The following is a 22,840-nucleotide window of genomic DNA, read 5'->3' on the forward strand; positions in this document are numbered from 1 at the left end:
CCGCCGCGCGATCTCCTAAACGCAGTCAGGATTAGGTCCGGAGCGTCCTTGCCTTGACCATCAGGAACAACCCGTAGGCGATGAGCCCCAGTGCAACGGCAGCCAACAGGTACGGACCATAGGGCTGCTCCTTCAAGGCTTTCAAACTTCCATCGAGGCCCGTTGATTGCTCGGGCTGCGCGCGAACCGCGGCGATGACCACCAGCAGCCCCACCAGGAAGAGGGCGATCCCCTTTGCGATGTAGCCCGCCACGCCAACCCAGAGTTGGAACTTGTGCACGCCCTGGCTGGACGACAGGGCAAGGTCCTTGGTGAACTTCCGACGGAAACCCCTCACCGCGAAGACGATGCCGGTAATCGCGACGCCGGCGCCGATGGCGACCAGCAGGAAGACCCCGAACGGCGCCTTCATAAGAGTGACGGTGAAGTCGCTGCTGGACTCCCGGCTGTTCTGGCCCCGCCCGACGACGAAGGACATGATGGTTGCCGCCAAGGCAGCAAACACCAGCGCCTGACCTAAAGCCGATAACCGCTTGGTCAGTTTGTTGTCAGGGAGGATGCGATAGCCAAGGATGGCATTTCCCAACTGCCATAGAGCCAACGCCGCACAGGCTCCAAAGCAAGCCCAAAGCAAGAGGGGGGCCGCTGGCTTGTTGGCCAACTCGGTCACCGCGCCGCTGACATCAGCCTCACCGCCGCGGCCCACAGCGAGTTGGATCGCGATGACGCCAATGAGCAGGTGCAGGAGCCCGCTCACGGCATAACCGGCCCGGGCAACAGCTGCGAAAGCCTGCGAATTCGAGGCTTCCTCGGCCACATCAGCGGCCTTCCTCATCTCTTCTTTGATGGCAAGCCTCCTTATTTTCGCGCTGAACTCCATCGTCCCTTAAACGGCGTCGGGCAGGTACTCGCCCGAATAACGAGGTGCCTGCCCTAGTGAAAGCCTGGCGCCCTAGAAGCCGACGACCGACTGCGGCCAGATGCTCCGAAGACCCGCACCAAGGGGGTTGAACTGTTCACGAACGGTCACCACTGCACGGGTCTGGCCAACGGTTTCCCCAGCGTGGCCCGCGGCGTCCGGGGCGCCTGCCAGGGCTTCGGACTTCGTGTGGGCGGCGCCGGCAGTCACGGACTTGGCGGAGATCTGGTCAGTCATTTCGGTGGTCCTTCCTGGAAGTTCCCGTCAGCTGATTGGCTGATGTTTCAACCATCGGACGGGGTCCTCAAGAAGGACGCCGGGTCATCTCAAGATTCCCTCAAGATTCAATCCCGGCGCGTCGAGTCCGCCCCGCCGAGGTGGCACTTGATGACAATGTTCCGCGTCGCGATTGTCATTAAGTGCCACCTCGGCGGGGCAAAGGATCTTAGCGGGCGTCCTTTTTGGCTTGGCGCTGGGCACCTTGCGAACGGCTGGAAGCGTCCCGCTTCACTCCGCCGGTGGTCTTCTGGTGAGACCGGGTCCGGCCGGAAGTGGTAGTGGATTTGGTGCCGGTTCCGGAGCTCTTCGGCCCGGTGGACTTGTCGGCGCCGGCGCGTTCCAGTCGCTCATCCTTGAGTTCTTCTGCCGCCTCGTGAGCCACCCTGGCGAGTTCGGTGCTCACGATGGAGAGTGCTTCCTCGAACACCAGCGCCCGGGCACGCGCTTTGTCCGACTTGTTGGCTGCGGCTCCGCGACCACCGGCTTCGAGTACTTCGTCTGCCGCTTTGCGTCGATAGTTCGTGGTGTATTTGTTCCGGGCCTTCCGCACCCGTTTATGGAGTTGGAGCAGGCCTTCCTCGTCGAGGAGCTCAAGTCTTGCTGGCTCCAATTCGCGAATCAAATCAAGTTGATCTTGTTTCAACACCCACAGATATTGGTCCATTCGCCGATGATTCCACACCTCCTGTTGGAGGTATGGAGCGTCACGGAGTTCTCACTCAACTGCACGGCCCTGGTGCGGATCGATAGCCTGCTGCTCCGGTTCCAAGAGCCAAGTCATTGCCTCGGCTTCGGAGGTAAAGAACCTCGTGGGGCAGGGCGCGGGCTGGGCTGCCAGTTGGTAGTCGACGAGTATGCGGTCAACAGGATTTTCACCCAACAACGCGATTCTGGAGGCCGCACAGGGCTCGATAAAAACGTCACGTGCCGCACGACTCAAGTGGCTCGCGTTGGCCATCCTGACCAGCAAGGGATAGCGACTACCGGCAGCGAACTCGTTGACAGCGTCCACGGCAGCCCGGGCGTTTCCGGCTTCAATACTGACGCCCGGGCCCCATGCCAGTAACAAGACATTGTCCGGCTCGAGGTGAAGGGTGTAGTCGACGTCGTCCGCTTCGGCCATGGAACCGTCTCCATCTCCACAGGATTGCAGGATTGCAGGATTGCAGGATTGCAGGACTGCCCGCATGCCACGGGCTGACTCCACCCTGCACCACTCAGTATTCACCCTGTCTCACCCGAAACGAGTGATCTTTGGCTTGGGGTCCGGGGCCTGTAAGAGATCAGGCGGTAAAGCGGCGCCGGTAGTCCGTGGGCGAGGTGGAAAAGGCGCTGGCAAAGTTTTGCCTGAGGGTCACGGCGCTGCCGAACCCGCAGTCGGCCGCAACCTGGTCAACAGACAAGTCGGTGGTTTCCAACAGGCGGCGGGCCGCATCCAGGCGGCGAGTGCGTATCCAGGCCGACGGCGTGGTCCCGGTTGAGGCGCGGAAGGCGCGCACGAAGGTTCGCCGGCTCATGTGAGCCTGGGCCGCGAGCCGGTCAATGCTGAGCGGCTCTCCCAGCCGACCCAACGTCCACTCAAGCAAACGGGCCATCGGATCCCCCTCGGCTCGCGGCGGAAGGGGATGCTCGATGTACTGGGCCTGCCCACCTTCACGGTGCGGAGCGATGACCAGGCTTCGTGCCACCTGGTTGGCTGCTTCCGCTCCCAAACGGCCTCTCACAACGTGCAAGCACGCATCGAGTCCGGACGCTGTGCCCGCAGATGTCAGGACGTCGCCGTGATCGGTATACAGCACTGTTTGGTCGAGGAAGACGTCGGGATGCCGGACAGAGAGGGAATCAAAGGCTTGCCAGTGGGTCACGGCAGATCGTCCGTTCAGGAGACCGGCGTCGGCAACGGGGATCGCTCCCAAACACAGACCCACTATGGTTGCGCCCTTGCCATGGGCTTCCCGGAGGACGTTGCTGAGGCCTTCGCCGGGCTCGCGTTCGTCGTCGAACCAGGACGGCACCACTACGACGTCTGCGTGTACCACCGTCGAGGGTCCTTGGACTTCCCCCAACACGTAGCCCTCGGCCGTTTGGATGTGGCCCGCCCGGTCAGAGAACAGGACGGTGTTCCACTCGGCCAAGCCTTGGCGGGAGACCTCGTCGAACACCATTTGCGGCACGGCAAGGTGAAACATCGTGACGCCGTTGAAGGCGTACACCGCGATCCTCATGGTGCCCTCCGCTAGTCTTTGGCCCAAATCAATCGTATATGGGCATTCGTGCCACTGGTGTCCAGCGGGTAATGGACGAATGATGAAAAAGACCGCCGAACGTCGCTCCACCAGCAACCACTACGGGAGAACACCATGAGCACACCCCGCCGCGCCCTAGTCCTTGTCGATGTCCAGCAGCAGTACTTCAGCGGCCCGCTGGAAATTCAGTACCCGCAGCACCAAGAGTCTCTTCCGATGATCGGCAAGGCCATCGAGGCCGCAACTGCAGCCGGCATCCCCATCGCAGCCATCCAGCACAGCGAGGGTGAAGGCGCGCCCGTCTTCGCCCCGGGAACAGCGGAATACGAGCTGCACCCCGAGGTGGAAGCCCGCCGGACCGGTTCATGGAAAAGGGTGGTCAAGCAGTACGGTTCGGTCTACGCTGGCACGGATGTTGCCGCCTGGCTGCGGGAGCACGACGTCGACACCGTCACCTTGGTGGGTTACATGGCAAACAACTGCATCCTGGCATCGGCCGTTGAAGCAGAATTCCTCGGCTTCGCCACCGAAGTACTCTCGGATGCCACGGGAGCCATCAACCTCAGCAACAACGCCGGAACCGTGGACGCCAAGACCGTACACACCACGTTGATGGCGTTGTTGAATTCCAACTGGGCCGCCGTTGCTCCCACCGAAGCTTGGGCCAAGGCCGTCGAGTCCGGGCAGGCGCTGGAAAAGAGCGATCTGGGCAGCTCCGCCATGGCAGGGGCAGCGTTAAAGGCAGCGTCCTGAAAAGCTTCCTGACCGGCTTGGATCAATGCGACGACGGCGACTCCGCATCCTGGCTTTCCCGTTCTTCCGCCGCTGTCTGCGCATAAGAAGCAGATACGCGGCGGTAGACGGGAGTCAGGAAGGCGATCAAGGCGACAACGATCATGATGATGCCGGCGGCCAGGAACACCAGGGCGATGCCACGGGAAATCCCTTCGCCCAGCAGGGGGGCAAGGCTGGCCGCCCCTACCTCGGATCGGGCGTAGGGGATGATCCAGAATTGGGCGATTGGTGCGATGAGGAAGGCGGTGATGGGCGCCGCCGCGGACTCGAACGCCATGGCGAAACCAAACACCCTGCCCTGCCGCGGTAGTGGCACCACCTTTTGGATGACGGTCTGTTCAGCGGCTTCAACCACAGGGACCAGCGCCATGTAGAGCCATATTCCCACGATGTAAACCCAAGCCCACTCGCGGACCGTAAACACCGCACCGATGAACCCCATCAACAGCACGGCAATGAGCATGGTCCGCAAGGGATTGGACCCGAGGCCGAACTTGCCGATCAGCGCACCTCCAACAATGAACCCCGTGGCGCCAATGGCGAAGACAACTCCCCACATCTCCACGGAGAACATCTCCAGGCCGTACGGGTCCATCAACGCCATGTACACGCCGCCAATGAAGTTGTTGAACGTGGAGAAGAGAATCAGCGCAAAAAGGCCGGATACTGCCATGACGGCAGCCCACGACCCCCGCAAGTCGAATCCGCCTTGCGCGTCGGAAGCGGCTGCCCGCACTTCCTCGGGCAGGCGCAGCATGAGCAAGTGCCCGAAGGCCAAGGCGGTCAGCACCAAGGCGACAACCACCGTCCACCCCATGCCCAGCAGTCCTACCGATAGCCCGGACAAGACCGAGGTGACAATAAACATGAGCCCCTGCACCATGCCGACGAGCCCGTTGGCATTGGCCCGCCGATCCGGTTCGATCAAGATGGTGACAGTGGTGGACAGGGCAATATTTCGCATGTTCTCCACCACTGCGCCGATCAGGATGATCATGGTGAAGATCCAGAACCATGGCTGTGTCAGGTCCAGTAGGGCCTGCTCGGGTGTCAGCAGGAACATGACGCCTGAGAGGACGAACATCACCATGGTGAAGGCGGCGGCGAAACGCATCACGGCCAATTTGCGGTAACGGTCAACGAAAGTTCCGAAACTGATGCTGGAGAGGGCGATCAGCAGCATGTACGCGCCGCCTATTACCCCTGTGGCGATGACATTCCGTGTCTCCAAGTACACCCAAAACGTCAGTGCGAACCAGAGATAGCTCGTAGTGATGTTCGCGAGGGCGGTGTTCACCAGGATCCCGGTAAAGGTCCGGGATCTTTGCGCGGGAGTGCGTAGGGAGAGATCGATACTTTCAGTGGACGCGGCGGAGGCCGGTTCCTGCTCGGTCATGCGTCCCAGTAAACCACCGCCGCCACGGTCCCGGTAGTATCGGCAAGGAATGCTAATGACGCTTGGGGGAGTAACAACATGACGGAAGTTCAGGGGCAGCTGTCCTTCACCGATGACATCAGCCGGGATCTGGAATTACAGGAATATGGCCTGGACCCGGCAGTGGATTCCACTCTCCTTCCCAATGCCGCCGTCATGAGCGCACTGCAGAACCTCGTGCGGCTGGCAACGGAGCTTTGTGGCGCTCCGTTTGGCGTGGTCAACATCATCAGCGCGGAATACCAGCACCAAATCGGGGCTTGGGGCGTGGACCCCGGAGTCTGTTCCCGCGAGGATTCCATGTGCGCCAAGGTGTTCCTTTCCCGCGAAAGGACCGTGGTTGCCGATGCATCACAGGATCCGCGATTCGCAGACAATCCGTTTGTCACCGGTGAAATCGGGAACGTCCGTTTTTATGCATCGGTCCCGCTGCAGACAGAATCGGGATTCGTCCCCGGAACACTGTGCGTCTTCTCGGATAAAACCAATGAGCTGAGTCCGGAACAGCTGAGCATGCTCGAAGTCCTGGCCAAGCAGGTTGTTGAGCTTCTGGAGCTTCAGCACCGCACGGTACAGCTTGACCGCACCTATGCCGAGTTGAGGCACAGCAACGCAAAACTCGCCGCATTCGCCGGCCGGGTCAGCCACGATCTCCGCATTCCCCTCACCACCATCCTGGGCTATGTGGAACTGGTGGAAGACGATCCCGACGTAGAACCGAACAGCACCGCCGCGCGCTACCTGGACCGAATTGGCTCCAGTGGACGGCGGATGCTCGGAATGCTCGAGGATGTGCTGAGCTACTCCCGGGTGGGCGGCGCGATCCAGCCGGCCCAGGTGTCCCTGCGCGAGGTCACCGAAGAAGTTGCCCGTGACCTGGGAATCGAGAATGACGGCGTGGTTGAAGTCCAGGACCTCAGGCTTCACGCCGACCGCGGACAGCTCCGCACTCTGTTGCAAAACCTGCTCTCCAACGCCATGAACTACCGCAGTCCCGACCGTGATCTGCGTGTCAGAATCAGCGGGGTTTCCAACTATCACGGAGCCACGATCTTCGTGGCGGACAACGGTAAGGGCATCAAACCCGAGGACCGTTCCAAGGCTTTGGAACCGTTGGTGCGCCTGCGTCGGCAAGGCGACGGTCCCGGCTCCGGGCTCGGCCTGGCCACGTGCAGCAGCATCGCGAAAGCCCACGGTGGCGACCTCACACTGGCTGAAACTCCCGACGGCGGAACCACCGTTACGGTTAGTTTTCCAGCCGGTCTCTAGCCGCTCCGGGGTGTCTCCGGGGTCTTAGGCGTTGTGCCTGCCATCATTCGAGGCATGACCACCTCGTACTTCCGGTAGAGGAAACCATGCAGCGGCCCACCCCAGTCCGCTCACCGTTCACGATCCCGCTCGTAGTCATCGTGCTCTTCATAGCGGCCTGCGTCCCCATGACCACCCAGCCGGCACCGCAAGTACCAACCGCGGTCATCGGGGCGCCCCCGTCCAGGATCGCCCTCCAACCGTCAATCGTGGACATGACCACGCGCACAGCCGGCACAGCGCCCACCGTTGCCACGTGGCAATACATCAGCGGTGCCCAGACCTTCAATAGTCAGCTCGATGCCCGGCTGCTCAGCATCTTCGATGCCCGGGCCGGCGGTCGCCACGAACCGGCGGCACTGCCGGCTACCCCCGCTGCGCTGCTGGCCGACGGCGTTTCGGTCACCCATGAAATTGTCCTGGCTACCGGAAGCGTTGTTGGATCCAGGTTAGTGCAAACAACCATGGCCGGCGGCGTCCGCACCGCCCGCAGCGAGGAGATCACCTACGAGGACCTCAGCACTGGCGTTGTTACCGGCAGTGCCAGCTTGATCAACCCGGCCATGACCAGCACCCTACGGACAATACTCGGAGATGCCATCGGTGCGGCGTCCCCGACGCAGGCTCCGGGCCCGGACCGGGCCCCGCCAACGGACTCCGTTTCCGACGCCGAGTTGCTTACCGCTGTCGCATTTACCTCCGCAGGGGATCTCAGCGTCACCATCCATCGAGACCCCGGAACACGTGCCGCTTTGCCCACCTCCGTCACCGTGACATTGAACGCCGCAGCAACAGCCGAGGTCATTTCTCCTGCAGGACAGGCGTTGCGCACCGCGGTCATTGCCGGGGCTCCGTTCAAGGCCCTCCAGCCCGAATCCGGCGGCCTGGCTCCAATCAACTGCGACCTGGTGGCCTGCGCTGCCCTCACCTACGATGACGGGCCCAATGCCCAAACCACGCGCCTTCTGGCGATACTCGACAAGCACAGAGTGTTCGCCACGTTCTTCCAACAGGGCGGATACGTCAAGGCCAATCCGGCGGTGGCGAAGGCCGTGGCAGCTGCGGGTCACACCATCGCAAACCACACCATGAACCACCCGTACCTCACCAAATTGTCTCCGGCGGGCATCGCGAGCGAGGTCGAGGGAGCCCAAAACGCCATCGAGAAAGCAACGGGAGTGGTGCCCGCCCACGTGAGGCCACCTTACGGAGCAACCAATAAGTCAGTGGCCGCTTCTGTAGGGTTGCCCCAAATCCTCTGGGACGTCGACTCCATGGATTGGCAATCCAAGAACAAATCCGTGTTCCTCCCCCGGATCATGAGCCTGGTCAAGCCAGGATCCATCATCCTCCAACACGACGTCCACGCTTCCACCGTGGACGGCCAGTCCGAGCTCATTGCCCAACTCAAAGGCAAGGGCTTCTACCTGGTCACGCTCCCGGAGCTTTTCGCGGGCATCGACCTGAAGCCCGGCGCGTCATACAAGTGCCGCGGAACCGCACCGGGATGCGTTGCCGGACGCTGACGGCCAAGAACGCTGACCTGGCGGAACTCAACGCACGACGGCGGCAGGTCGCCGTCGAGCGCTAATTCACTTCGGCAGGGCTACTTGCCCTCCCCGTTTCCTTTGGCTTTCTCAGGCTTTTTCTCGCTCTTGCCGTCGCTCTTTTCCTTGGCGATATCCGTGCCCGGCTCCGCTGCGGGTGCTGGCGCCGGTGCCTGTACCGGTGCAGGTGCCGGCTCCTGAAGATTGATCACCTCAGCGGGCTGGTCATCCGCGGGCACGGCTTCGGCAGGCACGGCTTCGGCAGTCGCCGGCGCAACAGGAAGGGCGGGCACCACCGGCGTCGTCGGCTGCGGCTCAGCCTGGGAAACCCCGGTGTCCGCGGGGTGGGAGGGGTCAGTTGTGTTGCCCGTGGGCGTGAGCCCCTGGGAGAGGATCAGCAAAGCGAGCGGAATGGTTACCGCTGCTGCGGCCACACCCCTAACGGTCCTGGGTCGCCGCTTATTGAAGTCCCTAAGGCTGGTGACGGTGGCCTGCCGCTTGGTTGGCGTGCGGAGTGGTGGCCTCGACGGCACGGCCGGCAGCAGCGCGGTCCTGCGCCCGGACTGGATCCCTTCATTCCCGAGCGCCTGCTCGACGTGTTGTGCCGTTGGGCGCTTTTCGGGATCCATGTCCGTCATGGCTTCAAGGAGCTCCCGCAGCGGACCAGGCAATTCCAAGGGGACCTGCGGTGCGCGGTGGAGGCGGGCTGATGCCGTCTCAATAGGCGTGCCCGGATATTCAGCCTTTCCGGTGAGGCATTCGAGGAGTACCAAGCCCAGCGAGTAGATGTCGCTCGCGGGAGTCAGCGCCAGGCCCTGCGCCTGTTCCGGGCTGAGGTATTGGGCGGTCCCCACTGTAAAGCCTGTTGCGGTGAGGCGGTTGTCGTTCATGACCAGCGCGACGCCAAAGTCCGCGAGCTTCACCGACTGTCCCACGCCGTCGTCGTCGGATACCAGGATGTTGGCCGGCTTGATGTCGCGGTGGATAACTCCGTGCTCATGAACCTGGGACAGGGCCCCGGCGAGCCGGATCCCGATGCGCGCGGTCTCGGGAACAGTGAGTGGTCCGTCAGCCAGTATGGCGCGCAAATCCCGGCCATCTGCCAGTTCCATGACCAGATACGCGCGCTCTTCGTCGTTGCGCGTATCGACGCCGGCGTCAAAGGCGGCCACCAACCCTGGGTGATCAAAGGCGGCCAGAAGCCGCATTTCATTTTCCTGGCGGGCACGGAACGACTCATCGCCTGAACCGGGCAGGAAAATCTTGATGGCTACCTCGCGGCCAAGGAGCATGTCCGTTGCCTGGTAGACGGCAGACATGGCACCCCTGCCCAGCAAAGAGCCCAGCCGGTAGCGGCCTTCAAGCGTTTCAGCGGCGTCTATTCCTTCATCGCCTGTTCCTGCGGTTTCGCTGGAGGCGGGGAGTTGGGGGTCCACGGCCTCGTCATTGTTGCCCACGAATGTCACGTCCTTCAGGCATACCTGGAGCCACGGAACCAGTGTCCCTGCGTCACCCAGCAATGCCGTCAATCAAACTTTCACGATGGCCGCGCGACCGACTGCTTCAGCCACGAGCGGCCCAGGCAATGAGCCCAAACAGCATCATCCGGTTTCACCAGATCAGTTATCAGGATACTGATTAAATCGCGGGAAGGGCAATGTGAAGGCTCAGCGACTGCGAGAGTCAGGCGGCTTGCAGTCGGTCCACAGCCGCGCGAAGTTCGCCCGCCTGAACGCCCAGCGACCACTCAGCGACGTCGGTGACGAACCGCGTGAACGCCTCGTAATCAAAGGATCCGGCGTTGTTGACGTAGGAGCCCACGCCGTCGATGGCCACCCAGATCCGGATGCAGGCTGCGAACGGATCATCCACCGCGAAGTCACCGGAGCTAACACCATCCTCAATAAGGACGGTCAGCCGCGTCCTGTCCAGGTATTCCTGCGCCAGCAATGCCTCGGACAAAGCCGGACTGAAGCGGGATAGATGCCGGGCATTGAGCCACAGCCTGGTGAGCTCAAATGCGCCATTCCCCTCGATGCGCGAGACGAGGTGGGCCATTCGCTCAAGGGGAGTCCCGTCGTCGGGAAACAGTTCTTCGCGCTCCTCCGAAACGGCGCGCACAAAGGCGGCGATCACCAGGTCCTCGGCGGCCGGGTAGTAGTGGCTGATCAGTCCGGGACGCACCCCCAGGCGGTCAGCTACGGCGCGGAGGGTGATCCGCTCCAGCCCCTCATTCAGGGCAATCGAAGCAGCTTCGACCAGAATTTCGGCGCGGCGCTCGCCGGGTAACTTTCGGACGCGTTGGGATGCGGGGCTTGACACCATGCTGTTCAGTCTATTGGATTAGTGACCAATAGCTCATTGGTCGTGCGACCAATAGTGTCGATGGACCGGTTTCCCAGCGTTGCGAGCCGGACCTTGCCCGAGAGGAACAGCGTTGTCCCACGCTCACATGACCGATCCGGTCAGCTACCCCGAACCGCTTGCCCACCCCGAAACCCGCGGCATCGAAGTCATCGAAGCCTCCGAACGGCACGGCCGCGCCCGGGACCTCTTCCCGGTCTGGGCGGCCCCAAACGTCAGCGTCCTCAACTTCACGGTGGGCGCCTCCCTGATCCTGCTCGGCATGGAACTCTGGCAGGCCTTCGTTGTCATCGTCGCCGGAAGCCTCCCTTGGATCCTCACCGGCATCGTCGCCACCAGTGGTCCGGCAGCGGGGACGTCAGGTTCGGTGATCACCCGCGCCATCTACGGAATCCGCGGCAACAGAGTTGTGGTCGCCTTCTTTGGATGGTTCATCTCCGCAGTCTTCCTGGCCCTGAACTGGCTCGCATCCTCATTCATGGGCGCTGCACTCCTGGCACAGCTTGGTTTCACGGATCCTGTCCTGGTTCCGGTATTCGTCACCGTCCTGGTTGCCGCGATCACCGTTCTGGTGGCGGTGTTCGGCCACAGCCTGATCCTGCGCAGCTACCCCGTGGTGGCCTCCGTGTTGCTTGCAATCTTCCTGCTGGTTACGGCGTTCGTCCTGCCCCATGTGCAGTGGGGCTACTCTGCACCCGCGCCCTTGGAGGGTGCGCCACTGTGGTCTGCGATGACCATCGGTTTCGCCATCCTCGCCTCCAGTCCCCTGTCCTACTCGAACAGCCCGGACCTGGCCCGCTACCTCCCGAAGTCCACCAAGCGTTCGCACATCATCGCTGCCACAGCGTTTGGGGGCGCCCTGCCCTCCATGTTCTTCACAGCAGTAGGTGCGCTGCTCGCCACGGGAATTGATGCCGCAGCGATGGATCTTGGCATCGAATCGGCGCTCCTCGCCCTGCTCCCGGCTTGGCTCGGACCCGTCTTCGTGGTGGGCGTCATCATCAACACCATCTCGCTCAACGGCATGACCACATACACGGCCAGCATGGCATTCCAGTCCATCGGCGTTCCCATCCGACGCATCCCGTCGGCAGTGGTAGTTGGAGCGATCGGCACTGCGCTGACTATCTATCTGGTGATGTCCACGAGCCTCCTGGACGCCGTCAACCTGATGCTGCAGGTGCTGGTCCTCATATCCGGACCCACCATGACGGTCTTTGCCACGGACGTCATTGCCCGCCGCAACCGCTACCGCGGACAAGACCTCTTTAACGAAAAGCCCGGCAGCCCCTTCTGGTACTCCGGCGGCTGGCACGTCCCCGGGCTGCTCGCCATCGTCGTTGGCGCGGCTCTGGCATCCCTTTTCCTCACCAGCGCCGTGTGGACAGGCCCCATCGCAGCGGCCATGGGCTACGTGGATCTCTCGGTTCCGGTGTCCATGGTGGTTACTGCCGGGGTGTACATCGTCCTGACGCGCCTGGCCGCGAAACGCCGCCCTACCGCAGTCCCCTCCATCGAAGGAGCCCACGCATGACCACCACCGGACCGCACCCCGCCCGCTACACCGGCGCCGCCGAGCAGCCAACCCTCGACACCTGGCAGGAGGGACCGCACAACCGCTGGACCTTCGCGCACCTGGGCGAATTGCTGCCGACGGCGTCAGTCACCCGCCGTTTCCCGGCCGCCCCGGCTGGGGCTACTGAGCGCTTGAGCTCCTTGGCCGTTCCCCGCCTAAGGCAACGGCTGGAGGAGACGTACACAGACGCTTTCCTGGTCCTACAGCGCAACGAGGTGATCGCGGAGTACTACCGCCCCGGCTTCGCTCCGGACGATCTCCACCTGGTCATGAGCGTTTCCAAATCCATGTGCGGCTTAGTGGTGGGGGCTTTGGTGGACTCAGGGGACATCGTGACGTCCGCCCGAGTGTGTGACTACGTTCCCGAACTCGCAGGATCGGCGTATGACGGACCGACCGTGCAGCACGTCCTCGATATGGCTCTCCACCTCAATTACAGCGAGGCTTACCTGGATCCGGCCTCAGAAGTCCAGACGCATGATCGCTCCTCAGGCTGGCGCACCCGGCAAGCCGGCGACCCGGAGGACACGTACGCCTTCCTCACAGCCCTCACGGGCAACGGCACTGCGGGCACGTTCCAGTACTGCTCCGCGAACACGGACGTGCTGGCATGGATCATCGAGCGCGTGACCGGGCTCCGGTATTCGGACGCACTCTCCAAGTACCTGTGGTCCAAGCTCGATGCAGATCGGGACGCCACCATCACCGTCGATTCCGCCGGGTTCGGCTTCGCGAACGGCGGGGTCTCCTGCACCGCCCGCGACCTCGCGAGGGTGGGCCGGTTAATGCTCGACGGCGGCGTAGGTCCGTCAGGCCGGGTGGTCTCCAAGGGGTGGGCCGGCAGCATCCTCGCGGGCGGAGACCCCGAAGCCATGGCCGACTCCTCCTTCACCGCCCTTCACCCCCACGGCTCGTACACCCGGCAGTGGTGGTGCACCGGTAATGAGCGCGGCAATGTCACCGGGATAGGTATCTACGGCCAATACCTCTGGCTCGACCCCGCCACCGATACCGTGATCGTGAAGATGTCCACCTGGCCGGAACCGGACAGCGAACAACTGCACGGGCTTCAGAACCAACTGCTCCTCGATGTCAGCCGTTCCCTGGATGAGCCACTAGCAACACGAGAAGTCCCAGCAGAAGCAACAGCCCCGGAAAGCAAGGAAAACGCAGCGTGACCACCCAGCTCTACACCAATGCCCGCATCTTCACCTCCGATACCCGCCGCTGGGCTGAAGCGCTGCTCGTTCAAGGCGAGCGCATCCTCTACGTCGGGGACACCGACACCGCGGAACGCCTTCGACCGGACGCCGAGCGGATTGATCTCGAGGGTCGCTTGGTTGTCCCCGGCTTCGTCGACGGTCATGCCCACGTAGTCGGTACTGGCGAAGCCTTGGGGCAGGTCAGCCTGTGGGGTGCCAAGTCAGTGGAGGAGATCCAGCAACGAATCAGGGCAAGGGCAACCGACCGCCCCCATGCTGAGCGGATCCTTGCCACCGGCTGGCTGCATGGCGCAATTCCCGGCGGTGTCCCCGACGCTGCCATGCTCGATGCCGTGGTCCAGGACAAGCCGGTCTACGCCTTCGCCTACGACTTCCACTCCGTGTGGGTGAACTCGGCGGCGCTGGCTGAACTGGGGATTGACGACCACACGAAGGACCCGCACGGCGGCACCATCAAGCGCGACGCAGACGGCCACGCCACCGGCTACATCGACGAGAACGCGTTCTACGACATGGTGCTCCCCTACCTCGATGCCCAAGTAGGCAAGGAGGAGCACGAGGCCAGCATCGCCGCCGTCCAGCAGGCCTACCGCGAGACCGGAGTGACCACCGCGTGCGATATGGGGTTCAACGAGACTGACCTCGAAGGTTTTAAGCGTGCCGACAAAGACGGCACACTAACCAGCCGGCTCATCGCCTACTGGCGCGTCAACAACGCTGGATCGACGGAGGAAAACATCGCCCAGGTCCAGCGGGCGGCGGCGCTCGCCGTCGAGCATGAATCGCCGTTCCTTCGCGTGGTGGGAATCAAGGTCATCATTGACGGCACCATCGACGGGTGCACGGCTACCCTCGGAATGCCGTACGCCGATGGTTCGAACGCGGAACCGATCTGGAGCCTGGAGGAACTCGCGCCAGTGGTTGCCGCTGCCGATGCCGCCGGTTTGAAGGTTGCCATGCATGCCATCGGCGACGAATCGGTGCGGATCGCCATCGGAGCTGTGGAACACGCCGTGGCAGAGAACGGGCCCCGCGAACGCCGCCACCGCATCGAGCATCTCGAGTTGGTGGACAGGGCCGACGTCGATCGCCTCGCCGCACTGGGCATCACCGCCAGCATGCAACCGGTCCACGCCGATCCTGCCATCAGCGAAAACTGGGCAGCCAAATTGGGTGATGACCGCGTGGAGCGCGGCTTCCCGTGGCCATGGATTACTGCGGCGGGAGCACGGCTGGCCTTCGGCACGGACTCCCCCACGTCCCCGCACGCGCCCTTGCCGAACATGTACGTAGCCACCACCCGGGCTTCGGCCTTGGACGCTTCCACTGGAACCAATGTCCCCGGCTTCGCCCTGCCCCTCGCCGAGTCGATCGAACATGCAACGCGCGATTCCGCGTGGACGTGCGGGGCGGAGCACCAAATTGGTCGGCTGGCTGCTGGCCTGTACGCGGACTTCGTGGTCCTGGACACCGATGTGCTTGCGTCCAGGAGCCCGGCCTCGTTGCTGGAAGCGAAGGTCCTGCAGACGGTGGTGGGCGGGCGGACGGTGTTCGAAATGGACCAGGCCGAGAAGCACTAGCCACAAGCAAAGCGCCCGACGGCGGCCTCCCGCCGTCGGGCGCTTCTTTACGTGACGTAACGGTCGTACGTGACGCAGGAAACTGCGGGCCGGCGCACCCGCAAGGCACAATGGAAAGCATGACCCTCACAACTTTCGCCCTCGTCCGCCATGGCCAGACCGATTGGAACGCGGAACGCCGGTTGCAGGGGTCCACTGACATCCCGCTTAACGACGTCGGCCGCGGCCAGGCGCGCGACGCCGTCGCCTTCCTGTCGGACCAGCCGTGGGACGCAGTGGTGTCCTCGCCGCTGGGCCGTGCCGCCGAAACTGCGGAGATCATCGCCGAAGGACTAGGCCTGAAGGTTGCGCGGCTGGTTCCCGAGCTGACGGAACGCAGCTTCGGACCCGCCGAAGGGCTGCAGGCCGGCCCCGAACTGGAGGCACTCCGCATTCCGGGAGGTTTTCGCGGAGGCGAATCCGACGCGGCAGCGGCTGACCGTGGCATGGCCGCCCTGGAAGAGCTGGCCGGGGAGTTTGCCGGCAAGCGCGTCTTGGTGGTGGCGCACGGTACTTTGATCCGGCTGACGTTGAGCCGGGCTATCGGGCGCACTTTGGACAGCGTGCAGAATGCAGTGCTCAACCTGGCCCATCACCACGTCACTGACGGCTGGCGACTGGAGTACTTCAACGGCGAGCGCGTCACGGCCGACGTCGAGGCCTGATCTCAGGTAACCAGCGCGGCGGCGTTCAGCGTCGCGGCGCCGTTTCCAGCACCATTGAGGCCAGTTCCTTGGCAATGCCAACGGCCTGAGGTTGCGCGTCGAGGTTGGAACCGGCGACTGCGCCGTCATACAGCAGGCAAAGCCGCGCGGATACGTCCCCCGGATGGGCGTAGCCCGCGTCTTCGCATAAGGACAACATGGCGTTGGCCATCCAGTCACGGAATGTGCGCAGTGCGGCGGACTCAACGCTCCCGGGGCGGGCTTCGGCATTTGCGTTGGCAAACGGGCAGCCTTTGTAGCCCGGCTCGGCAACGGCTTCCCCGAGGGCCTCAAAGATGGCCAGGAGCTTGTGGACGGGGTCATCCAAGCCATGCTGGAATTTGGCAATTCGATCGCGTCGGCGGTGGTCGCGTCCCGCCAGGTAGGCGGCGATGAGATCGTCTTTGCCGGAAAAGTTATAGAACAAGGAGCCCTTGGCGACCCCCGCTTCTTCGATGACCCTGTCAATCCCCACCGTATGGACGCCCTCGGAGTAGAACAATCGGTCTGCAGCCTCGAGGAGTCGCTGACGTGCGGGAACCTTGGCAGGGGACATAGCAGCAGCATATCAGACAGATCTGTCTAAATTTTTTTGACTTTATTGAACAGACCTGTCTAACTAAAGCTGAAAGACCACTCTGCTCAAGGAGCCTTCCCTTGCCTCGTTCCACCCCCTCCAAGTCGACATTCATCGGGCTCGCCGCGGTGTTCGCAGCGTTCTTTTTTGCAGCCGGAGCGCCCACACCCCTGCTCTCCCTTCGCCAACAGGAGTGGGGCTTTTCGGCCGCCACGCTGAGCATCGCCTTCTCCATCTACGCGATCGGCTTGCTGGCAGCACTCCTCATCGGAGGGTCATTATCGGACCATTTGGGGCGCCGCCCGGTCATGCTCCTGGCCCTCTACGGCGAACTCCTTTCCATGGCCGTTTTCATCTTTGCCCCCAGCATCTCCTGGGTGATCGCTGCTCGAGCACTCCAGGGTCTCGCCACGGGGCTGGCAACCAGCGCCTTCAATGCCGCCATCGCCGAACACGCACCCCCTCACCGCAAGAAGCTTGCCGGAGGGCTTGCGGGTGCATCCGTAGCCGGCGGCCTTGGCGTTGGGGCGCTCGTGACCGGAGCCGCAGTTCAATTCACATCTGACGCAAATACGCTGATCTTCGCCATCCTTGCCGTGGTCATGGTCATCGCGGTCGTATACGTGAGCCTCACGGAAGAAACAGTCACACCCAGGCCAGGAGCGTTTCGATCGCTTGCCCCACGGCTGGGATTGCCGGCTTCAATCCGTCGGGAGTTCGGCGCCGGCCTGCCGGTCCACATCGCGGGTTGGATGTTCCCGGCACTGTTTCTTGGGCTCTCACCAGCATTGCTTAGAGTCCAATTCGGACTGGAGGGCGGGCTGGTTGCGGGCTTCACGGCTTTCCTGGGGCCGTTCACCGCGGCACTGGCAGGCTTCTATTTCACCCGGCATCCCGCCCGTCACAGCACACTGGCAGGAGTATCCCTGATACTCGCTGGAATCATTGTGGTCCTGGTCGGGATCAGCGCATCCTGGTTGCCTGCAATCTGGATTGGCGCAGTGCTTGGAGGCGTTGGTTTTGGTGGATCTTTCGGCGGTCAGCTTCGGTTGATCGCACCCTTGGTTGAACCGCAGCAACGCGCGGGGGTATTTGCCGGCATTTACATCGCGGCGTACCTCGCGTTCAGCATCCCGGTTGTCATTGCCGGCTTACTGGTTCCCACGTGGGGAATCATCCTGACATTGCAGGCCTACGCGGCGACCCTCTTGGCGTTCGCTGCAGCGGGTGTGGTGATTCAGGCGGTGCGCCTTCGCAGGGAAGCGGCGGAGAAACCTGTGTTGGTGAGCGTAGACGCTTGATGGCTTCTCGCGCACACCTGACAAACAGGCACCTCAAACAAGCCAACTACCGCTCTTCGAGCCGCGCTTTCAGCTGCTCAGCATAGTCCGCGTAGGCTGCGGCAATCTCTTCCAGGTCAACCGTTTGCGGGAAGTCGATCACGGGCTGGTGTTCTGCCAGGTAGTTGGTGGTTTCTTCGACAATCAGCTGCTCGTCGAAGCCGCCCAGGCCCACCTCGGCAAGGAAGTCCGGGTTGGTGTGAACCAGGGATTCACCGTTCTGCCCTTCCGATGCCCAACGCACCAAGTACTCGTTCTGATTGACCAGTTCAATGTCGAATGACTTCTCCATGGCAGCAGCCTACGCCGTTAGCTAGCAGGAACTGACCCGCCCCGGACAGCGATGAGCTGAAGCAGGGCCTCTGCCTTGAGCCCAAGAAGGGCGGCTGCAAGGTTTCCCACCAAATCAAGCACATACTCGCTGGTGGCACTCCCGGCGAGCACATCCATGACAAGGCCGTCTTCCTGGGCAACAAGGGTCCGGGCAATTTTGGCTGGATCCAGCAGCGGAGAGAACTCACCTGAGCTGGTTCCGGCGTCGATGATTTCCCGGTAGACGCGTTCCTGTGCGCTGGTGAGCTCTTCCTGGATCCGGCGTTGTTCGGCGTCGCGGAGCATGTGGGGCCAGTACTCGTACAGAATCCGGGAGACGTCGTCGTCCAGTCCTGCAGTAGTGCCGGCGCAGATGACGGCGGCGAGCCTGGCGGTGGGAGTCATGTTCAGGTCAGCGGCTTCGGCGAGCTTCTCCAGGAACCTGCCGGAGGAAGCCTGCACGGCGGCAGCGATGATGTCGGCATGGCTGCCGAAGTAGTAGAGCACTGCGTTGGCGGCCATGCCTGCCTCGGCGGCAATGGCGCGGAGCGTGGCGCCCTCAGCGCCGTCGCGGGCTGCCACGGCCTGTGCTGCCGCAACGATTTCCTGCCGCCGAATGTCCTTCTTATCTACCTTGGCCACTGCCGCTCCCCCGTGGACGCTTGAAGATTCCTGTTGACATTGACTCTAGACCGGTATTGAATGGCATTCAAATTTGAATGTGATTCAAATTACTGATTCCAGATACGACTTACTGATTCAACGAGGAGTCTCCGTGTCACATCCCCCGTCCCCCACCCCACTCGCAAGCGACCCAACCCCAAAAGACGCACCATCAAAGAACCCGGCACCAAGCGAGCCAACGTCCAAGGGCCTGAAAGCAGGCTCCATCGGCATCGGACCCACCGTGGCCCTCGGGCTGGCCGCCGTCGCTCCGGCCTATAGCCTGGCCGTGACGCTCGGCTTCGTGGTCCTTGCCGTGGGAGCGAGCACCCCTGCCGCGTTCCTGCTGGGCTTCGTCCCCATCCTGTTTACCGCCCTCGCGTTCAGGGACCTCAACAAGGAAATGCCCGACTGCGGTGGAGTGTTCGTCTGGATCACCCGCGTTTTCGGGCCCACCGCTGGCTGGTTCCTTGGCGGATGGGTGCCACAAGTGGCCACCTTCATTGCGAGCGCCGCACTCGCCCAAGTGGCCACCACTTATCTGCTCAACTTTTTTGGTCTGGCCTGGATCGCCGCGGAACCGATCGCCGTAGCTGCCATCGCATGCGGGCTGATCGCCTTGAGTGCATGGATCGCAGCGAGGGGAATCGAACTCTCCGCCTGGGTACAGTACGCACTGATTGGCCTCCAGCTCGTGGCACTGGGCGGATTCTGTGTCGCCGCCTTCACGGCCATGGCCACGGGCAACGCCACAGACGGCGCCGAAAAGCCGGGCCTGGAATGGTTCAACCCCTTTGCATCAGGCGACATGTCCGGCCTCGTGTCCGGCGTCATCCTGTGCCTGTTCATCTACTGGGGCTGGGATGCACTGATCGCCGTGAACGAGGAAACCACGGACCGCAAGGGAACGCCCGGTAAGGCAGTAGTCATCACCACGGTCATCCTCCTGTTCTTCTATGTAGTGACCGCTACGGCCGCCGTCGGATACGCCGGAACTGCAAGCATCACCAACCCGGAAACCGTCTCGGATGTCCTTTCAGTCCTCGGACCGCAGGCGACCGGAGAAGTGTTTGGCCAGGTCATCATCCTGGCGGTGGGACTTTCGGCTTTGGCAGCACTGATGACTGTTGCTGTCAGCACGCCGCGGACCTGGCTCAGCATGGGCACGTACGGCGCGCTGCCCAAGTCGACCACGAAGATGCATCCCAAGAGGGGAACGCCTACCACCTCCATCGCCTGGTGGGCAATCATCACCATGGCCATAACGTTGGGGTTGACGGCAATCAGCCCGGACTTCATCGGGCTGGGTATCCTTTCGGTGGGCCTGATGATAGCGGCCTATTACGCCGCGACAGCCTTGGCCTCGGTGGTGTACTTCGCACCGCTGATGCGCACCTCTGCATCGGCGCTGATCCTGAAGGGCATCCTTCCCGGCCTCGGAGCACTCCTCATGATCGGAGCGTTCGCATACAGCGCCGTCGACATGCTGTCCCCCGAGTACGTCGGGCTGTCGTGGCTGGGCATCGGATCTGTGTTCTGGATAGGCATCGGTGCGCTGATCCTGGGCCTGCTGGTCACCGCGATCCTGAGGACCCGGCTGCGCCGTTTCTTCTCAGGCGAATCCATCCCCCGCGGAAACATCACCACCCGCCACCAACTTCCGTCCATCCTCAGCAACGACACTCATCACAACGAAACCGAGGCATAAATGCGCATCCTGTCCATCGCAGCCATTCAAACCAACCCCGTCCCCAATGACCTCGAGGCCACGTGGGCCCGGTTCGAGGCCCAAGCCGAATCAGCCAAGAAGCTGGGCCCGGATGTGGACGTCATCGTGGTTCCGGAACTGCTGCTTTCCGCGCCGGGCGAGTTCCTGCTCCCGGACCCCGACGGCGAAACCCGTTCCGCCGCGCCCATCCCGAGCCCACTCACCCACCGCATCTCCGCGCTGGCCCGCAGGCTTAACGTGTGGCTTGTGCCCGGCTCACTGCTGGAAACGGACAATGGGAACACGTACAACACCGCCATTGCTGTCTCCCCGCAAGGAGAAATTGTGGCGCGCTACAGGAAGCTCTTCCCGTGGCGACCGTTCGAAACCACCACTCCCGGCGATTCCTTCGTCACCTTCGACATCCCCGGCTGTGGACGCATCGGCCTGGCCATCTGCTTCGACGGCAGCTTCCCCGAAGTCGCCCGCCAATTGGCATGGCTCGGCGCAGAGGTCATCATCCAGCCCACACTCACCACCACGCGGGACCGGGCCATGGAAATCGTCATGTCCCAGGCCAACGCCTTCGCCAACCAGGTGTACGTGGTGAACGTCAACGGAGCATCCCCCTCCGGCGTGGGCGAGAGCGTCATCGTCGACCCCGAGGGCACCATCATGCAGCACGCCCGGGGCGGTGAGGAGATCCTGTTCGCCGTCCTGGACTTGGACCGCGTCACCCAGCTCCGCCGCTATGGAACTCACGGCATCAACCGCCCTTGGGCCCAGCTCCGGGACCAGGAAGGCCTGCTGCGCTTCCCGATGTTCGGCGGAGCTCACTTCCAATCGCCGGAGTGGAGTGGCGGTTCCGCTTCAGCACGGCAGGGCAGCGGCACTCGACGGGCCTGACCACACGCCCAACCTGAGAAGCGTTCGACGGCGAGCTGCCGCCGTCGAACGTTTTTTCCTCGCCGTAGAGAAGATCAGGTTACTTACTTCTATACTGGCGTTGTGATGGCATCACTATGGTTCGGATTGATTGCCTCCAGCGCCCTGGTCATAGGCGCAATCATCGGCGTGCGTTTCGAACTGCCAAAACGGCTCCTGGCCATCCTGCTGTCCTTCGCGGCCGGCTCACTCATCACGGCTTTGGCCTTCGAACTGTTCGAGGACGCGTACGAACAAGGCGGAATCGTGCGCGCTGCCGTGGGGCTCCTTGCCGGGGCCATCGTGTTCACGGCGTTGAGCGCCCTGTTGGACCGCTGGGCCCAACCCGGGAGAACCTCGAAATCCAAAGCCGCGGACGAAATACAGGGCAGCCCCAAGCTGGACACCGACGCCGCCGCGTCCGATAAAGCCGCCACCTCCGCCTCAACACGAGGCGCCGCCGGCATGGCCCTCTTGGCTGCGGTCACCTTGGACGGCGTGCCGGAGAATGTCGCCTTGGGCATCTCCCTGGGAGAGGGATCCGGCGGCCTGGCACTGCTGGCGGCCATCTTCGTTTCCAACCTGCCCGAGGCCTTGGTGGGAGCTTCGTCCATGCGCAGCCAGGGCCGCAAGGCTGGGCGGATCATGCTGCTCTGGAGCGTATGCGCTGTGTTGCTGGTTGCCGCCGTCGTCCTCGGAGCGGGGCCGCTCTCCTCAGCCCAGCCCGAGACGATCTCCCTCCCCTTGGCATTTGCAGCGGGCGCCGTGATCGCGTCGCTAGCGGACACTCTTATGCCAGAGGCCTACGAACACGGCGGCCCGGCCGTTGCGCTGAGTACGGCAGCAGGATTTGTTTTGTCGTTCACCCTCTCGCTCGCCTGAGCCGCTGGGCTTTAACCTCAGAGGCACTGACGAAAGAAAGCGCACGACGGCGAGTATCCGCCGTCGTGCGCTTCTTCTGCAGCTTGCAGTTGCTAGACCTCGGGGCGCCGCTCGACAATCGTGTGGGGTTCATCGCGGCGCTCAACAACGGTGTGGGGATCGCCGCGGCGCTCAACGACTGTGCGACGGGTCCGATTGGACATGGCGATGGAAATGATGAGACCGACGATGCCGACCCCGATCAGAATGTAGCCGACCAGGACCTGGTCAAGGAAGGGGATGATTCCTGGGGCGAGCGCGAAAGCCAGAATAGCTCCGATGGCAATCAGGGCGATGGAAGAACCAATTCTCATAACGTGCTCCTCATGTTTTTTCGACGCAGTCAGGGCCTGCAGCCGAATCCGTATCATCAGGATACT

The 22,840-nt window shown here is 62.8% G+C and carries 23 protein-coding genes; 11 read left to right on the forward strand and 12 right to left on the reverse strand.

Annotated features, from left to right (window positions below):
• Positions 1-31: 31 nt before the first annotated feature.
• The 5 genes from KCX59_RS20930 to KCX59_RS20950 form a co-directional block, all read right to left on the reverse strand.
• Positions 32-835, reverse strand: coding sequence for a DUF1206 domain-containing protein (locus KCX59_RS20930; RefSeq protein WP_256871340.1), 804 nt, complete (start codon positions 833-835; stop codon positions 32-34).
• Positions 836-952: 117 nt separating this feature from the next.
• A complete protein-coding gene (locus KCX59_RS20935) occupies positions 953-1,156 on the reverse strand; it encodes a hypothetical protein (protein WP_179016793.1) in 204 nt (67 codons plus the stop codon).
• A 208-nt stretch (positions 1,157-1,364) separates the two neighbouring features.
• Positions 1,365-1,862: a hypothetical protein gene (locus tag KCX59_RS20940; protein ID WP_091463803.1), complete on the reverse strand. Its 498-nt coding sequence runs from the start codon at positions 1,860-1,862 to the stop codon at positions 1,365-1,367.
• A 51-nt stretch (positions 1,863-1,913) separates the two neighbouring features.
• Positions 1,914-2,321, reverse strand: a complete 408-nt coding sequence (locus KCX59_RS20945) for a DUF7793 family protein (protein ID WP_179016792.1) — start codon at positions 2,319-2,321, stop codon at positions 1,914-1,916.
• 160 nt (positions 2,322-2,481) lie between these two features.
• Complete coding sequence (locus tag KCX59_RS20950) at positions 2,482-3,423, reverse strand: GlxA family transcriptional regulator (RefSeq protein WP_179016790.1); 942 nt, start codon at positions 3,421-3,423, stop codon at positions 2,482-2,484.
• Between the two features lie 135 nt (positions 3,424-3,558).
• Between KCX59_RS20950 and KCX59_RS20955 the strand changes: the two genes are divergently transcribed.
• Positions 3,559-4,197: an isochorismatase family protein gene (locus tag KCX59_RS20955; protein ID WP_178993745.1), complete on the forward strand. Its 639-nt coding sequence runs from the start codon at positions 3,559-3,561 to the stop codon at positions 4,195-4,197.
• A 22-nt stretch (positions 4,198-4,219) separates the two neighbouring features.
• Here KCX59_RS20955 and KCX59_RS20960 read toward each other — a convergent pair whose 3' ends face one another.
• Positions 4,220-5,635 carry an MFS transporter gene (locus KCX59_RS20960; protein ID WP_179016788.1) on the reverse strand — a complete coding sequence of 472 codons (1,416 nt, stop codon included), beginning with the start codon at positions 5,633-5,635 and terminating at the stop codon, positions 4,220-4,222.
• Positions 5,636-5,713: 78 nt separating this feature from the next.
• On the opposite strand from KCX59_RS20960, the gene KCX59_RS20965 reads away from it, so the two are divergent.
• Together KCX59_RS20965 and KCX59_RS20970 are read left to right on the forward strand one after the other, a co-directional pair.
• Positions 5,714-6,943: a GAF domain-containing sensor histidine kinase gene (locus KCX59_RS20965; protein WP_178993749.1), complete on the forward strand. Its 1,230-nt coding sequence runs from the start codon at positions 5,714-5,716 to the stop codon at positions 6,941-6,943.
• A gap of 86 nt (positions 6,944-7,029) precedes the next feature.
• Positions 7,030-8,508, forward strand: a complete 1,479-nt coding sequence (locus KCX59_RS20970) for a polysaccharide deacetylase family protein (protein WP_256871338.1) — start codon at positions 7,030-7,032, stop codon at positions 8,506-8,508.
• A gap of 80 nt (positions 8,509-8,588) precedes the next feature.
• On the opposite strand, the gene KCX59_RS20975 is transcribed toward KCX59_RS20970, so the two are convergent.
• The gene (locus tag KCX59_RS20975) at positions 8,589-10,058 is read right to left on the reverse strand and encodes a serine/threonine-protein kinase (protein WP_306294640.1); all 1,470 of its coding nucleotides are present in this window, start codon (positions 10,056-10,058) and stop codon (positions 8,589-8,591) included.
• A gap of 154 nt (positions 10,059-10,212) precedes the next feature.
• The gene (locus KCX59_RS20980) at positions 10,213-10,854 is read right to left on the reverse strand and encodes a TetR/AcrR family transcriptional regulator (protein WP_179016786.1); all 642 of its coding nucleotides are present in this window, start codon (positions 10,852-10,854) and stop codon (positions 10,213-10,215) included.
• 127 nt (positions 10,855-10,981) lie between these two features.
• On the opposite strand from KCX59_RS20980, the gene KCX59_RS20985 reads away from it, so the two are divergent.
• From KCX59_RS20985 to KCX59_RS21000, 4 genes are all read left to right on the forward strand, one after another.
• Entirely contained in the window at positions 10,982-12,427 is a 1,446-nt protein-coding gene (locus KCX59_RS20985) for a purine-cytosine permease family protein (RefSeq protein WP_179016785.1), read from the forward strand.
• Positions 12,424-13,647, forward strand: coding sequence for a serine hydrolase domain-containing protein (locus KCX59_RS20990; protein ID WP_179016784.1), 1,224 nt, complete (start codon positions 12,424-12,426; stop codon positions 13,645-13,647). The genes KCX59_RS20985 and KCX59_RS20990 overlap by 4 nt, the downstream gene beginning before the upstream one ends.
• Positions 13,644-15,272: an amidohydrolase gene (locus KCX59_RS20995; protein ID WP_179016783.1), complete on the forward strand. Its 1,629-nt coding sequence runs from the start codon at positions 13,644-13,646 to the stop codon at positions 15,270-15,272. The genes KCX59_RS20990 and KCX59_RS20995 overlap by 4 nt, the downstream gene beginning before the upstream one ends.
• Positions 15,273-15,382: 110 nt before the next feature.
• Positions 15,383-15,976 (forward strand): histidine phosphatase family protein, encoded by a 594-nt coding sequence (locus tag KCX59_RS21000; RefSeq protein WP_179016782.1) that lies wholly within the window; start codon positions 15,383-15,385, stop codon positions 15,974-15,976.
• A gap of 25 nt (positions 15,977-16,001) precedes the next feature.
• Here KCX59_RS21000 and KCX59_RS21005 read toward each other — a convergent pair whose 3' ends face one another.
• Positions 16,002-16,571, reverse strand: a complete 570-nt coding sequence (locus KCX59_RS21005) for a TetR/AcrR family transcriptional regulator (RefSeq protein WP_179016781.1) — start codon at positions 16,569-16,571, stop codon at positions 16,002-16,004.
• A 101-nt stretch (positions 16,572-16,672) separates the two neighbouring features.
• Between KCX59_RS21005 and KCX59_RS21010 the strand changes: the two genes are divergently transcribed.
• Positions 16,673-17,893, forward strand: coding sequence for an MFS transporter (locus KCX59_RS21010; protein WP_218648891.1), 1,221 nt, complete (start codon positions 16,673-16,675; stop codon positions 17,891-17,893).
• A 46-nt stretch (positions 17,894-17,939) separates the two neighbouring features.
• Here KCX59_RS21010 and KCX59_RS21015 read toward each other — a convergent pair whose 3' ends face one another.
• Both KCX59_RS21015 and KCX59_RS21020 read right to left on the reverse strand, forming a co-directional pair.
• On the reverse strand, positions 17,940-18,224 hold the full coding sequence (locus tag KCX59_RS21015) for a hypothetical protein (protein ID WP_091463824.1): 285 nt from the start codon (positions 18,222-18,224) through the stop codon (positions 17,940-17,942).
• Positions 18,225-18,241: 17 nt separating this feature from the next.
• Positions 18,242-18,886 carry a TetR family transcriptional regulator gene (locus KCX59_RS21020; RefSeq protein ID WP_178993763.1) on the reverse strand — a complete coding sequence of 215 codons (645 nt, stop codon included), beginning with the start codon at positions 18,884-18,886 and terminating at the stop codon, positions 18,242-18,244.
• Between the two features lie 133 nt (positions 18,887-19,019).
• Between KCX59_RS21020 and KCX59_RS21025 the strand changes: the two genes are divergently transcribed.
• The 3 genes from KCX59_RS21025 to KCX59_RS21035 all read left to right on the forward strand — a co-directional run bounded on the left by KCX59_RS21025 (position 19,020) and on the right by KCX59_RS21035 (position 22,421).
• The gene (locus tag KCX59_RS21025; RefSeq protein ID WP_179016780.1) at positions 19,020-20,615 is read left to right on the forward strand and encodes an APC family permease; all 1,596 of its coding nucleotides are present in this window, start codon (positions 19,020-19,022) and stop codon (positions 20,613-20,615) included.
• The gene (locus KCX59_RS21030; RefSeq protein WP_179016779.1) at positions 20,616-21,521 is read left to right on the forward strand and encodes a carbon-nitrogen hydrolase family protein; all 906 of its coding nucleotides are present in this window, start codon (positions 20,616-20,618) and stop codon (positions 21,519-21,521) included.
• 102 nt (positions 21,522-21,623) lie between these two features.
• On the forward strand, positions 21,624-22,421 hold the full coding sequence (locus KCX59_RS21035; RefSeq protein WP_179016778.1) for a ZIP family metal transporter: 798 nt from the start codon (positions 21,624-21,626) through the stop codon (positions 22,419-22,421).
• A gap of 92 nt (positions 22,422-22,513) precedes the next feature.
• Here the strand turns inward: KCX59_RS21035 and KCX59_RS21040 are convergent, their stop codons facing one another.
• Positions 22,514-22,774, reverse strand: coding sequence for a DUF6458 family protein (locus KCX59_RS21040; RefSeq protein ID WP_091463835.1), 261 nt, complete (start codon positions 22,772-22,774; stop codon positions 22,514-22,516).
• Positions 22,775-22,840 lie beyond the last annotated feature (66 nt).

Origin of the sequence: Paenarthrobacter nitroguajacolicus (genome assembly GCF_051027655.1) — a bacterium.
In the GTDB taxonomy this organism is placed as follows: domain Bacteria; phylum Actinomycetota; class Actinomycetes; order Actinomycetales; family Micrococcaceae; genus Arthrobacter; species Arthrobacter nitroguajacolicus.